Source organism: Mariniflexile sp. (assembly GCF_041583155.1).
Lineage (GTDB): Bacteria > Bacteroidota > Bacteroidia > Flavobacteriales > Flavobacteriaceae > Mariniflexile.
The window spans coordinates 1-15,109 of record NZ_JBFHGK010000023.1; the positions used below are offsets into that span (position 1 = coordinate 1).

At 34.8% G+C, this 15,109-nt stretch carries 8 protein-coding genes; 4 read left to right on the forward strand and 4 right to left on the reverse strand.

Translation table 11 applies throughout. From position 1 onward, the window contains the following. Positions 1 to 200: 200 nt before the first annotated feature. From ABYI63_RS09915 to ABYI63_RS09930, 4 genes are all read right to left on the reverse strand, one after another. Entirely contained in the window at positions 201 to 3,041 is a 2,841-nt protein-coding gene (locus ABYI63_RS09915; protein WP_372756013.1) for an alpha-amylase family glycosyl hydrolase, read from the reverse strand. A gap of 89 nt (positions 3,042 to 3,130) precedes the next feature. Further along, positions 3,131 to 4,537 carry a SusE domain-containing protein gene (locus ABYI63_RS09920; protein WP_372756015.1) on the reverse strand — a complete coding sequence of 469 codons (1,407 nt, stop codon included), beginning with the start codon at positions 4,535 to 4,537 and terminating at the stop codon, positions 3,131 to 3,133. Positions 4,538 to 4,553: 16 nt separating this feature from the next. Beyond that, positions 4,554 to 6,092 carry a RagB/SusD family nutrient uptake outer membrane protein gene (locus tag ABYI63_RS09925; protein WP_372756017.1) on the reverse strand — a complete coding sequence of 513 codons (1,539 nt, stop codon included), beginning with the start codon at positions 6,090 to 6,092 and terminating at the stop codon, positions 4,554 to 4,556. Positions 6,093 to 6,102: 10 nt separating this feature from the next. Beyond that, complete coding sequence (locus tag ABYI63_RS09930) at positions 6,103 to 9,183, reverse strand: SusC/RagA family TonB-linked outer membrane protein (RefSeq protein ID WP_372756019.1); 3,081 nt, start codon at positions 9,181 to 9,183, stop codon at positions 6,103 to 6,105. Positions 9,184 to 9,466: 283 nt separating this feature from the next. Between ABYI63_RS09930 and ABYI63_RS09935 the strand changes: the two genes are divergently transcribed. The 4 genes from ABYI63_RS09935 (at position 9,467) to ABYI63_RS09950 (ending at position 15,093) form a co-directional block, all read left to right on the forward strand. Next, positions 9,467 to 10,540, forward strand: coding sequence for a LacI family DNA-binding transcriptional regulator (locus ABYI63_RS09935; protein ID WP_372756022.1), 1,074 nt, complete (start codon positions 9,467 to 9,469; stop codon positions 10,538 to 10,540). 133 nt (positions 10,541 to 10,673) lie between these two features. After that, entirely contained in the window at positions 10,674 to 12,035 is a 1,362-nt protein-coding gene (locus tag ABYI63_RS09940) for an MFS transporter (RefSeq protein ID WP_372756024.1), read from the forward strand. Between the two features lie 3 nt (positions 12,036 to 12,038). Beyond that, positions 12,039 to 12,695 carry a beta-phosphoglucomutase gene (gene pgmB / locus ABYI63_RS09945; RefSeq protein ID WP_372756026.1) on the forward strand — a complete coding sequence of 219 codons (657 nt, stop codon included), beginning with the start codon at positions 12,039 to 12,041 and terminating at the stop codon, positions 12,693 to 12,695. A gap of 91 nt (positions 12,696 to 12,786) precedes the next feature. Continuing rightward, positions 12,787 to 15,093, forward strand: coding sequence for a glycoside hydrolase family 65 protein (locus tag ABYI63_RS09950; RefSeq protein ID WP_372756028.1), 2,307 nt, complete (start codon positions 12,787 to 12,789; stop codon positions 15,091 to 15,093). The last annotated feature ends 16 nt before the right edge of the window (positions 15,094 to 15,109 follow it).

Genomic DNA, 15,109 nt, shown 5'->3' on the forward strand with positions numbered 1-15,109 from the left:
ACCCTAGCTCTATTTCTTGAACAACTTGTAGTTTTAGACTTAAACTGTAGTCCTTTTGCGTGCGCTTTTTGTAATTTGATTCTTGTGGTTCCATGAATGATTAAGTGTTAAGTGTAACACTATTCTAGGACGTCACAATTACTTTAATTTAAAAGCCTCCTGTTTACAGGAGGCTTTTTTAATTCAATTCATTACTAATGTTATAATTTAATAAGCTTACTGGTGCTTTGTTCACCCAAACTATTGGTTATTTTTATTAAATACATACTTTTTGGAAGACTTGAAACATTAAAATTGTAACCTATTTCAAAATTGCCTTTGAATGATTTAATGCGCTTTCCAGTGATATCGTAGATATTTAGTTCTTCAACTGTTTTGTTTATTGAAAACGAATCGTTCACTGGGTTTGGGTGTAATATAAGATTTAAATTTCTTTCTATTGAATCTGTACTTAAGGTAGCCTGTTTATTTCCATAAATTTTAAATTGACCTGCTTCTAAAGGGATTAATGCAGTAGTGTTAGTAACGTTCATCGAGGTGTTATCCATTAAATTAAACCATTCGCCAGTATAAGGGAAATTTGGATTTACGCTTTGTGCTTGAATATCGAAATTGGCAAGTACAACTATGTTTTTAAGTTCTGTTGAAGGGAGGCTATCATCAAAAACATAGATTTTAGGTGTTAAGGTTCCGGATTCAATTGTGTAATCTCCTTCAAATACAGCTTCTTGTGTTTTTAATTGAATAAGCCTTGACCAGTCATCATATACTTGTTTTCTATTAGGATTTCCAAGCCAATTTTCAGACCATTGAGGTTGTGGTTTCGTACTCAACTTACAATCACCAGAACTGCCATCATAATCCGTGTTTACCGTAATGCCATCTGAACATAACCAGATGGAATCATCCATTCCTAAGTCGGCAAAATGCCATACCATTTTTGGTCCAGGAATGGTTAATGTGATAGCGCCAAGCGCAGACATTCTTGATAAGGCTGTATTTAAATCTTTAATATTATAACTGGTTCCTGTTTTTCCATAAGTTACCATTTCATACATGATTCGGTCTTTATCGTGGCTTTCTGGGTAACCTAATGTGCGTTTTTCTGTAAAACCATGAGCAACATGCCCCATTCTGTCGAAAGAACTTGCATTTCCATTGGATAGTTCTTTGTAATCATTCCACATTTCATTCCACATCATGATACCTTTGCCCTCATCAATTCTGTAATTTGCCCATTGTTGCTCTTCCGCATCAGATCCTAAATGCTCAAAAATCACATAATGTTCTGGATCAATACTCCAAGAATAATCAGCATAGGTTTTTAAAACAGCAACTCTATCCGTCTGTAAACTGTTCGTGCAATTTTCATCGGTTCCTGAACAATTTTGTGTAAATCCTTTAGTTAAATCCCAACGAAAGCCATCTATTTTAAATTCTTCAATCCAATGTTTAATAACGCGTTTTGTGTAATTTTGAGTTGAATTTTTTTGATGATTAAAGTCGTTTCCAACGCTGTAAGCATGTTTAGCTACTGTGTTGAAATATGGGTTTTCGGTGTTCGGCTCGCCATAACTGTCGCCATATCTATTGTCATTCCACATTCTTACCATGGGGTTTTGGCCGAAAGCATGATTAAGTGCAAGGTCTAAAATTACTGCAATACCGTTTTGATGGCAAACATCAACCAGTTCTTTTAATTTATCTTTTGTACCATAATATTTGTCTAAAGCCAAATGGAAAGAGGTATTATAACCCCAACTTTCATTGCCTTCAAACTCCATAATAGGCATTAATTCAATGGCATTGATATTTAAATTTTTAAAGTAAGATATTTTATCAATAATATCTTGGAAATTTCTATTAGCATCAAAATCTCGTAATAAAACTTCATAAACCACTAAATCTTCTTTTTTAGGTTTATTAAAGTTTGTAATCTGCCAATTGTAAGTAGATTGATTTGTTTGCAGTACTGTTACAGCATAATTTTGCCCCGACGGATACGCAGGTAAATTAGGATATGTTGAAGAAGGTATGTATTGGTCATCATTTGGGTCTAATATCAAAGTAGAAAAGGGATCGGCAACTTTAACTAATGATAATGCAGACCCTAAAGGGGTTTTATCAACAACCCAATACTGGTAGGTTTCAATTTGTCCTGGTGTTAATCCAGATAATTTAATCCAGTGTTTACTTCTTGTAGGGTCGTAACTCATTGCATAGCTAGAGCTTGGTTGCCAATTATTAAAGCTACCAGCTACATATATAAAATCCTTACCAGGCGCATATAACACTAATACGGCTTCAGTATCACTTAAATAAGTTATCCCATCCTGATAAGTAGTTGGCATGATAGCAGTAGCCGTTGTATGATTTACTAAAACATCAAAATTTTTCGATTTCACTCCTGTACCCGGTAGGGTTATTTGTAATTCATAATTTTGATATTGCGTAATGTTAGTGTGTGTAAATGTATAGGATGAAATGTTATTTTGAGTATTAATTACGGTGCCATTTGCGGTTAAAACATAATTGGCATTTCCGCCAGTATTTGAAGCGGAAATGTTAAATGACTCTCCGGAATTTAACATGGTTGTTGAGTTTTCAGCCGGATTATTTAACACCACCTGAAATAAACCTACAGGAATCTTTAAATCGGTTGTTTGTTGTGAAGCATCAGCACTTCTTAAAACAATATTTATAGAAGTAATAGTTCCTGAGCCCGTATAAGAATAATATGCCTTTATTGAAGGTGTTAAATCTAGTTTGTAGATATTTCCAGAAACCAATTGTAGCACAGGTTGGGTGGCATTATTGCCCCAGCTTCCTATAACGTTTTGCCAATCGGTGTTATCGTTAATTGTTACCCCAGTATGAGCATAAATGTCACCTGAATAAGACGCTAAACCCGTACCTGTTTTGTCAAATAGTAAGGTCGCAGAATTTGTTTCTTCTGGTATTGTACCTCCTTGCCATGAAATTTGAGCGGAGGTAGTAATGGTGTAAATTGTTAAGGATAGTAAAAGTAAAAGCTTTTTCATAGGATAGAAATTAATTAATAAGCAAAATGGGGTTGCATTTTTTTTTTTACAACCCCGTTTTGAAATAAAATATTAATGGAAACTATCATTTAGTTTCTTTTTCCTAAATAATACTTAGGACCTGAAGGATCGTTAAAATCAATTGAAATAACATAGTTTCCTGCTACTGTTGGAATGTTATTTTCAGCTTCTTGATCTAGAATATTATCGAGAGGCGCTAAATCTCCATAGTCACCACCCCAATTATTGTTAGGTCTAAATTTAATTAAGCCATCTAATAAGTTGATGTTTTCAGCATACCACACTCCTGGTTGTATTTCTGTAAGTGCTGCATCTGAAACTTTTACTTCAGGGGTGCTTGCATCGCCATCATGATTCCAGGTGTCTTGTCCCCAATTGTTGTAACCAGAACCAGTAATTCCCATAACTGTTGTAGGTTCTATAGTGTAGCTATTGTCCTTTAAGTTTAAGGTAATTAGGTAATGGCCCTCGGTAACAGCTATATTGTTATCGGAATCGGTATCCAAAATGCCATCAAGGTTTGCATCACCCATGTCGCCCGACCATGTGTTTAAGGGTCTGAATTTTATAAAACCATCAAAAAGTTTTACACTAGTTTTAAAGGTGTCCGTTGTGTAATCGTAATAAAATTTAGCATCTATTACACCAGGTGTATTGCCCCAGTTATTGAATCCAGAGCCAACAATTCCCCAAGAAAATGGTTCAATGGAGTAAGACATATCGTTGGTGTTTATTGTTATTTTATAATCTCCTGCTGTAACTGGAATATTATTTTCAGCATCTGAATCTAAAATGCCATCAAGGTTCGCATCACCTAAATCGGATCCCCAAGTATTATTTTCGCGGAATTTAATTTCACCAGTTAATAAGTTTACATAAGAAACAATAACACCAGCTGTTGCAGTTGTATAAAATTTGGCATCTGCAAATTTTCCCCAATCGTTATAACCTGAACCAACAATTCCCCAAGAAGAAATAGCAAGACCTCCACTGGTACTTTGTTCTGGTAAGTACAAACTTAAGGCCTGAATTGGAGATGTTATTTGTAAAGCATCGGTACCTACAGAAGCATTTAATCTAAAATAAACCAAACCTGTATCGGGATTTGCTGTGTTTGGGTCGTTATCTAAACCTATCTCTGTGGCGTAAGTTAATAATTTCCCTATGGTTACTGCTATTTCATTTCCAGTAGTTTCACCAACTATTTCGGCGTCGGTAAAATCTCCGATTATCGATTTTTCAAGTTTATAGGTCACTACCGTTGGAACTCCATAATTAGCACTGTTCCAGGTAAAACGTTCCCCTATGTTACTTGAAGTTGCTGTTGTAAGTATGTAAGATTCAAGAAAAGTATTTGTAAAACTTATTTCAGTTGAAGGTTCTTGAGCTGTAAACATGAAATCATCATCCTGCTCGCAGGCGATTAAGCCAATAACAGCTAATATTAAAAGTCCTAGTTTTTGTATATTTTTCATTTTTATCGAGTTTTATTTAGTAACCTGGGTTTTGTTGTAAGTTGGAATTTGCTTCTAAAGCGGTAAGAGGGATTGGAAATAAATTATAAGTATCTGGTATCGATGTACCATTTAATGTATTTCCTTTCCAAGGCCATAAGTAACTGCCTCCCGTAAATTTCCCGAATCTGATGAGGTCTGTTCTTCTTTGTCCTTCAAAATTTAATTCTCTTCCACGTTCATCAATAATGAAATCTAGTGTTAAAACGGATTGTGTTATTGGGCTGGCATGAGATCGTGTTCTTACATTGTTAACATATTGAGTGGCCGTGCTCAAATCGGTTCCGGCAGCTCCTCTTACAGCGCATTCTGCATAAATTAAATAAGCATCTGCAAGTCTAAACAACGGGAAATCGGTTCCTGAAAAAGATGTTGGGCTTGATGTTGAGTTGAAATTTGAGTTTCTAAATTTGATGGAAGGATAACCGTCAGTCCATTTTTTGTAATCTGTCATTTCATAGGAATGTCCAGTAGTCCAAAAAAGTTTAGCTCTATCATCGGTAGATGTGGCTAAATCACCAAATAAACCATACCATGCTTTAGTAGTTCTATGTCCTCCCCAACCTTCTGAAGCGCCATAATTCGACAAGGTCATTGTTTCTGCGCTAAGGCTACCATTAACGATGTAAGTTGTGTTACCGTAACTTTGGCTGTTCACAGCATCGGCAATTAATGGGAATATTATTTCAGGAGATGTATTGTTGTCTCCAGAAAAGATTGCAACGAAATTAGGGTCTAAAGTATACCCGCCTTCATTAATTACTTTTTTAATATATATGGCAGCATCATCATATCTTTGGGTTCCCACATAAACGTTGGCGTTTAAATAGAGTTTTGCCAATAGCATTTGTGCAGCGGCTTTATTTGCTTGCCCATAACCGTTGGTTTGAGGTAAGGCTTCAATGCTTTCTAGTAATTCAGTTTCAACAAAATTGAATAATTCTGCTCTACTTGCTTCTGGTAGTGATTCAGACGTTCCGAAGTTATCTTCGGTAGCTAAAACACCTTTACCGAATACATCAATAAGATAATAATAAGCTAGAGATCTAATAAATCGAACTTCGCCAATTACCTGGTCTTTATTATCTAAATTCACATTTTCCAATACAGATAATAAGTTGTTACATTGTGGAATTGTATAATAGATTCTGTTGTATAAGTATTTAAAAAACTTATTGTTTTCATCCCAATCAGATGTGGTTGTAAGTTGGTCCAAACCATCATCTCCCCATCGGTTTTTTAAGGCATCGGCCGTAAAGTCTTGAAGATTTATAATCCCTCTTAAAAAGGGAGATTCTCCTGCATCATCACTTACATCTGAACTTCCAGGACCGTTAGGGCCCGACAATGCAAAGGATGCATAAAGTCTAGAAACTATACCAGAAACGGCATCTGGGTCTTTAGCTAAAAGCTCATCCAAGGTAAGTTCTACTTTTGGATTTGTATCTAATTCATTGGTGCATCCTACAAAGGAAAACACGGTTAGAACTAGAAAGGTATAAATTATTTTTTTCATGATTATTTTTTTAAAAGTCCAGATTAATACCCAATGTGTATACTGTAGGTCTTGGATAAAAATTATTATCTATCGCGTTAAAGTTTTCCGGATCCTGTCCACTGTAGTTTGTAAATATGAATGGATTATTAACCGACCCATAAATGCGTAATGTGGTGTCCTTCAGTATACTATCTAATCTACAGCCTAATACAATGTTTTCGCAACGTAAGAATGAAGCATCTTCAAGAAAGTAGTCTGAGAATGGTACATTACCTATTACATTTTGAAACACAGGGTTAGCAGTACCAGAATAGAAATCTAATACATTACTTAAGCTATTAGAGTTAACAGGTATAGCTTTGTCAATCCATCCGGAAGTAAGGCGTCTTGAGTTATAAACTAAACCGCCAACTTGACCTCTTAAACTTGTGCTTAAATCCCAGTTTTTATAGTTTACTGTCATACCAAAACCATATGTCCAATTTGGGCGCATTGTTTTGTAATATCTATCGTCATTGGATATCTCGTTATCGCCATTCTTATCTACAAAACCATTAAATACGGGATTACCATCAACATCATAAAGTTGCTTGTATACCCAAGCGGAGTAAGGTTGGTAACCTACTGCGTGGTATCCAATAAGTACTCCGGTTCCAGTAGGAATTCCAGATTCGCTTGCAGTAATTCTTGATGATCCTTTTAAATCGGTAACCTCTGTTCTGTTATATCCAACATTGGAATTAAATTCGATATTGAAATTATCAGTTTTAATTGGGTTTAAATTAAAATTTACTTCAAATCCTTTACTCTCTGTTGAACCAACGTTTTGAACAAAAGTATCAGACAAACCTTGTCCTGGAGGTAAAGAAGTTCTAGCTAATAAATCATTGGTTTCTTTTTGGTAGAAGTCAACAGATCCACTAATAATATTATTATTGAAGAAAGCAAAATCAAGTCCAATGTTAGAAGTCGTTGTTTTCTCCCAGGTTAAATCTGGGTTAAAGGCACTTGCCGAGTACAATGATACACCTGGTAAATATTGGCTTGTGCTAGAACCTGCTATGAATAATGGAGATGATGGATAGAATCCTACGGCTCCTGTTATGTCTTGTTGTCCGGTTTTACCAAAACCAATGCGAAGTTTTAAATCGTTCACAAAGTTAACCTCTTTTAAGAAACTTTCTTCTTTCACTTTCCAAGCAAGGGCTGCAGCTGGGAAATAACCCCATCTGTTTTCTTTTGTGAATAGTGAAGAAGCATCAGCTCTTAATGATAAGGTTACAAGATATTTATTTAGGATATTAATGTTTGATCTTCCAAAGAAGGATTGTAAGTTTAGTACATTGTAATATCTGTTATTCGGATTATCAAGATTTTCTTGTATTTCTCTTAAACCAGTATCATTGTTGTATTGATAAATCTCTTTATTACCATCATTTTTAAAATTTTGATAAGAGTAACCTCCTTGTATTTCAAATCTCGTAATAACATCATTAAGTTCAGTTGCGTAAACCAAATAACCATCCATTGTTGTGTTGGTAATGGTTTGATTTTCTAAATAATTAACACCAGGATTAAATAAATAGTTTGTATTTATATCAGTATCGCTATTATCAAACTTATAAGTTGCAATTGAGTTGTCCGAATAAGTTTCTTTTATTTTTGCTTTAGACGCTTCCAACCCGAAGTTTGCTACAGCTCTTAATTCTGGTAAAAAAGGCATTTTATAGTCAAATTCTATATTACTTAGAATTTTATATACATTTTCAGGTCGTTGGCGTTGTTCTAAAATAGCTAAGGGATTCCATTGTCCATCTAGAATTAATCTGTTTCCATCAACACTTGTCGGGATATTATAACCACCAAAGCGGTTATCGGAGGCATAATTATATACGGGTTTTGTTGGGTCCATATTAACGGCTCCTCCTATAGCTCCACCCTCATCAATAGCATTTTTTTCAGAATAAAGTCCTTTAGCGTTAAAGTCTATTTTTAAATTATCATCTAATAATGTTGGCGTTAATTTAACCGACATACTATAACGTTCGTAATCATTAGTTTTTACAATACCTTCATTTTTAGTGTATCCCAACGATCCTCTGAAAGGAATATTACCAAAAAGGTTAGCCCGTGCGCTAAAGTTGGTATTGCTCGATATGGAAGTTCTGTAAATTTGATCTTGCCAATCTGTATTGTAAATGGCTCGGCCATTAATAATTTGAGCAATTGGCTCGTTCGTTTGAACACTGTTTACAGGAACCCCTAATAAATTAATATAACTAGGGTGATTTTCTTGGATAAAGGTGACAAACTGATTACCGTCCATTAAATCGATTTTATCACTTACATTACTTATAGAAACATCAGTAGAGAAGTTGTATTGAACATCTCCAGAAGTTCCTTTTTTAGTAGTAATAATAATAACACCGTTGGATGCTCTAGAACCATATATTGCGGTAGCAGAGGCATCTTTTAAAACACTGAAGCTTTCTATATCATTAGGATTAATTAACGATAAAGGGTTGCCAACCCCAGCAGGATTTGTATTATCGATGGGAATACCATCAATTACAATAAGCGGATTGTTGTTGGCAGATAATGAAGAGCCACCTCTAATTCGAATATTTGGGGAAGCATCTGGTTGTCCGCCATTGGATGTAATTCTAACACCGGCCAATTTTCCAGTTAGTAATTGGTCTGCGGAAAGTACAGCCCCTTTGTTAAAATCCTTGGAAGAAATAACGTCAACCGAGCCCGTTAAATCCTCTTTTTTAACACTTCCATAGCCAATTACTACAATTTCTGCTAATTGTGAAGCATCTTCTCTTAACTGAATGTTTAAGGTGGCTTGTCCGGCATATGTTATTTCCACGGGTTGGAAACCCACATAGGAGAATACAATAACATCACCTTTTTTTGCTTCAATTTGATAATTCCCATCAAAGTCTGTTGCAGTACCCGTTGTGGTGTTTTTAATTACAACATTTACACCGGGCAGTGCAATTGAGGTTGATTGTTCTGTTACTGTTCCTTTTAGCCTTGTTTGCCCAGATAAGAGTACCGGACTTAAGAGCATAAAAAACAGAAAACTAAATGCAGTTGTTTTCATAAAACCTTATTAAATTAATGTTTAGTTTAGTTCATTATATTTTCACTTCTCACCTCAAATCTATGTAAATTTATTGTAAAGAAATAAACGAAAATTATTGAATTAACAACGAAAACGTTTTCGTGTTGACAACTTTTTATTATAAATAAGATATTTTGAATATTTAACAATGCAACTCGTTTTTGAAACCAATAGACAACAAAATAGAATTACACTTTTTAAGCCCTTTTATACTTAAAGATTTTTATATTTAAAGAATCTATTAAAGAACTATATTTTTAGCATGAAACGTAAAATAACCCTAAAACAAATCGCAAAAGAATTAGATGTTTCCATATCAACAGTTTCCAAAGCCTTAAGTGGTAGTAAAGAAATAAGTGAAGACACTACCCAGAAAATTCAAGCATTTGCAAAACTGTATAATTACAGGCCTAATAACATAGCATTAAGCCTAAAAAACAGAAAAACAAAAACCATCGGAATCATTATTCCTGAGATAGTTCATCATTTTTTTTCAACTGTAATTCGAGGTATAGAATTGGTTGCTAATAAACGGGGTTATAACGTAATCGTAGGCTTATCCAATGAGTCTTTCACCAAGGAAATTATAAATATGGAAATGTTGGCTGGTGGTAGTATTGATGGGTTTATTTTGTCTATTTCCAAAGAAACCTTACTAAAACAAGATTATCACCATTTTAATGCCACAATAAACCAAGGGATGCCCATTGTATTGTTTGATCGGGTTGTAAATGAAGTTGATTGTGATAAAGTAATTGTCGATGATTTTAAGGGGGCTTCAAAAGCTGTAAAAAAACTGTTGTCAACAGGTTGCAAAAACATAGGACTTATTACAACAATGGATTATGTTAGTGTTGGCAGACTAAGAACCCAAGGGTATTTAGAAGCATTGCAAGAAGCTGAAATGAATGCAGATCCTAATTTAATTTTGAAAATTGACGACAGCATAAATGTTGAAGGTCATTTAGATATTTTAGAAAACGAAATTGAAAGATTCTTTAAAAGCAATAAAAAAATTGATGGTGTTTTTGCGGTTAACGAGTTGTATGCCGTAACCGCCATGAAGGTAGCTCGTAAACTCGGTTTTAAGATTCCTGACGATATTCAGGTTATAGGCTTTACCGACGGCGTATTGTCTAAACATGCCACGCCAAGTTTAACTACGGTAAGTCAGCATGGTCAGAAAATAGGAGAGCAATCTGCTGATTTGTTGATAGATAGATTGGAGTTAGATAACGAGGAAAATGACATGTATTTTGAAGAAAATGAATATGAAGAACATTTTAAAACCATAGTAATTGAAACTGAATTGATAGAAAGAGATTCCACCAAATAAAATTTTTATTAGGTTGAATTAAAAACTTTTATATCTTTGTTGCAATCAAAACTTATATTTTCACTTCTCACCGAAATTAAGTTTTGATAAGTTAATCGCTTATCAAATAGTATCAATTTAAACATACTATTTAATGGAAAAGCGTAAGTTAAGTTTCTGGCAAATCTGGAACATGAGTTTTGGATTTCTAGGAATTCAAATGGGTTTTGCCCTACAAAATGCCAACGCAAGTAGAATTCTTCAAATTTTCGGAGCCGATGTTCACGAGCTTTCTTGGTTTTGGATAATAGCCCCACTTATGGGTTTAATTGTTCAACCCATTATAGGGCATTACAGTGATAAAACGTGGAGTAAATTTGGCCGAAGAAAACCTTATTTTTTAATTGGAGCCATCTTAGCATCTGTTGGATTGGTTCTTATGCCGCAAGCAGATATTTTTATTGCATTCTTACCAGCTTTATGGGTAGGTGCAGGTATGCTCATGATTATGGATGCCTCGTTTAACATTGCCATGGAACCTTTTCGTGCTTTGGTAGGCGACAATCTTAGAACTGACCAACGTACTCTGGGCTTTAGTGTACAAACAGCCCTTATTGGTTTTGGAGCTGTAATTGGTTCATGGCTGCCTTATGTTTTAACTAATTGGTTTAATATTTCAAATGAAACAGCACAAGGAACGGTTCCTTTAAATTTAATTATGTCGTTCGTAATTGGAGCTGTTATTTTAATAGGTTCCATTTTAGTAACGGTTTTAACCACAGATGAATATTCTCCAGAAGAATTAGACAGTTTTGTTGATGAATCTGCACATGAAACAACCAATGCTACAGATGAAGAAATTAAGGAATCTAGGCTTTGGGATATTATTGAAGATTTCAAAAAAATGCCAGATACTATGCGTCAACTTAGTTGGGTGCAATTCTTTTCCTGGTTTGGTTTATTTGGAATGTGGGTTTTCGCTACACCAGCAATTGCTCAACATTTATACGGGTTACCATATACCGATAGTAGCAGTGCTTCCTACCAAGATGCCGGAGACTGGATCGGGATTCTTTTTGGAGTTTATAATCTAGTGTCGGCATTTTATGCTTTTGCTTTACCGTATATCGCTAAAAAAATAGGTCGTAAAAAAACGCACGCCATATCTTTAATTATTGGTGGTCTTGGGTTATTGTCTATCTATATCATGCCCGATAAAAACTGGTTAATTATTTCTATGGTAGGTGTTGGTATTGCTTGGGCAAGTATTTTGGCTATGCCTTACGCTATCTTAGCAGGTTCTATACCACCTAAAAAAATGGGTGTATACATGGGGATTTTCAATTTCTTTATTGTGATTCCACAAATTATTAATGCCTTTATTGGCGGTCCTCTAATAAAATACGCATATAACAATCAGGCAATTTTTGCTTTAATGCTAAGCGGTGCAAGTTTTCTTATTGCAGCAGCATTGGTGTACAAAGTGAAGGATGTTGATGATGTAATACAATCTTAATTAATGAGTAAAAAAGGATTTATATTCGATTTAGATGGTGTCATTGTAGACACCGCCAAATATCATTATTTGGCTTGGAAAAAATTAGCAAACCAGTTAGGTTTCGAATTCACCGAAGAACAAAATGAAATGTTTAAAGGTGTTAGTCGTAAACGCTGCTTAGAAATATTACTCGAAATAGGCGGTGTTAAGGCCACGCAAGAACAATTTGATACTTGGATGATTGATAAAAATGTAGATTATCTACAATATATCGAAAAAATGGATGCATCCGAAATTCTGCCTGATGTTGAAAAAATATTAAATTTTCTTGTAGCAAATAAACAGCCAATTGCATTGGGTTCCGCTAGTAAGAATGCGCAGCCCATTTTAGAAAAAGTAGGACTATTATCCTATTTCAATGCTATTGTAGATGGTAATAGCGTAACAAAAGCAAAACCAGACCCGGAAGTGTTTTTAATTGCTGCAAATCAATTAGGGGTTAATCCGCAAGATTGTGTTGTTTTTGAAGATGCCATTGCTGGTGTAGAAGCAGCGAAAAATGCAAATATGATGGCCATAGGAATTGGAGAAAAAGACGTGCTTGTTAAGTCGGATTTTGTCTTTAAAGACTTTACAGAACTAAGTCTGGAGTTTCTTGAAGGACTAGTAAAAAAATGAAGTAATTAATCCTGTTAATTAGGGAGTTACACAGGAATTAAAATACAACAGATTCCCTTTGATTAGGAATTTAAGAAAAGAAAAAAACAAAATGAATCAAGATTATATCATACCAGATAACTGGTCAATAATAGAGGAGGGATTTGATGCGGCACGTGTTGAATCTTCAGAAAGCCTTTTTAGTATTGGTAATGGAGCCATGGGGCAACGCGCCAATTTTGAAGAGCATTATTCGGGTGAAACCTTTCAGGGAAGTTACATGGCTGGGGTTTACTATCCAGATAAAACCCGTGTAGGATGGTGGAAAAATGGCTATCCCGAATACTTCGCGAAAGTGTTAAATGCACCTAGTTGGATTGGAATAAATGTGTCTGTAAATGGAGCACAACTCGATTTACATACCTGTAAAAAAATTGAAAACTTTAGAAGAGAGCTTAACATGAAAGAAGGTTGGTTGTCTAGAAGTTTTACTGCGGTTTTAAAAAACGATATGCAAGTTGAAGTAATCTCCAAACGTTTTTTAAGTTTAGAACTGGATGAAGTTGGTGTTATCAATTATTGTGTAAAACCTTTAAATAACGATGCAACTATAATTTTTCAACCTTATTTAAACAGTGGTATAACCAATAAAGATACGAACTGGGATGATAAATTTTGGGATACTTTAGAAGTAACTCACAAAAATCAACAAGCTTTTATTCAGGCCAAAACTATGAAAACAGGTTTCCATACGTGTACGTTTATGGAATCGAAACTATTCTTAAATAATGAAACCTTAGCGATTGAGCCAACAATTGAAACTGCCGAAAATTTTATTGCTTTTCGCTATAAACAAGAGGTGAAAAAAGGAGAAGTGATTTCCATTCATAAATTTGGTGGCTATACGGTAGATAGAAATCATGACAAAAATGAGTTAATTTCTGCCGCTAAGAATGCTTTAAAAACAGCCACAGATTTAGGTTTTTATGGCCTTTTAGAAAAGCAAAAGGAATCTTGGGCAACCATTTGGGATATGGCCGATATCGGTATTCAAGGCGATGTAAAAGCACAACAAGGTATTCGCTTTAATATTTTTCAACTCAACCAAACTTATTTGGGTAAAGATTCACGATTAAATATTGGTCCAAAAGGGTTTACGGGCGAAAAATATGGCGGAAGTACCTATTGGGACACTGAAGCCTATTGCATTCCTTTTTATATGGCAACAAAAGACCAGCAGGTGGCTAAAAGTCTTTTAGAATATCGCTACAATCATTTAGAAAAAGCAATCGAAAACGCCCAAAAATTAGGCTTTAAAAACGGTGCAGCTTTGTACCCGATGGTAACCATGAACGGTGAAGAATGCCATAACGAATGGGAAATTACCTTTGAAGAAATTCATAGAAATGGCGCAATTGCATTTGCTATCTATAACTACCACCGCTATACGGGCGACTATTCATACATTCCAGAAAAAGGACTAGAAGTGTTAATAGGAATTGCACGATTTTGGCAACAGCGCGCCACGTTTTCTACCCATAAAAACAAGTATGTGATTTTGGGAGTAACGGGCCCAAATGAATACGAAAACAACGTTAATAATAATTTTTACACCAATTATATAGCACAGTGGTGTATTAATTATGCTTTAGAAACCATTGAAAAAGTAGCCTCGGAATATAACTCAGATTATAACCGAATTATGACTAAAACTAATCTGTATAAAGCCGAATTAGAGCAGTGGAAATCGGTGGCTGATGGCATGTATTTTCCATATTCAGAAGAACATCAGGTTTATTTACAGCAAGATGGGTTTTTAGATAAAGAGTTGATTACCGTAGCAGATTTGGATAAATCACAAAGACCAATTAATCAGAAATGGAGCTGGGATAGAATTTTACGTTCTCCCTATATAAAACAAGCAGATACTTTGCAAGGTTTTTACTTTTTTGAAGATCAGTTTACTAAGGAAGAATTGGAACGTCATTTTGATTTTTATGAACCTTTTACGGTTCATGAAAGCTCGTTGTCGCCATGCGTACACAGTATTCAAGCGGCAAAATTGGACAGAATGGAGCAAGCTTACACCTTCTATTTAAGAACTTCTCGTTTAGATTTAGATGATTATAATCATGAAGTCCACGAAGGATTACACATTACTTCTATGGCAGGAACTTGGATGAGTATTGTTGAAGGTTTTGGTGGTATGCGAATTAAAAATGATATGCTGTCTTTCACGCCAAAAATTCCAAAACAATGGGAGGCGTATTCCTTTAAAATTAATTTCAGAAATAAAATTTTAAAAGTGCATGTAAGTCAGGGCCAAACAACGTTTACCGTGGAGGCTGATTCGGATTTGCAGATTGAGGTTAATGGTAAACAACTTACTATTAAGCCTTATAATTTGGTAGTTATTTAATCCATTATAATATTAA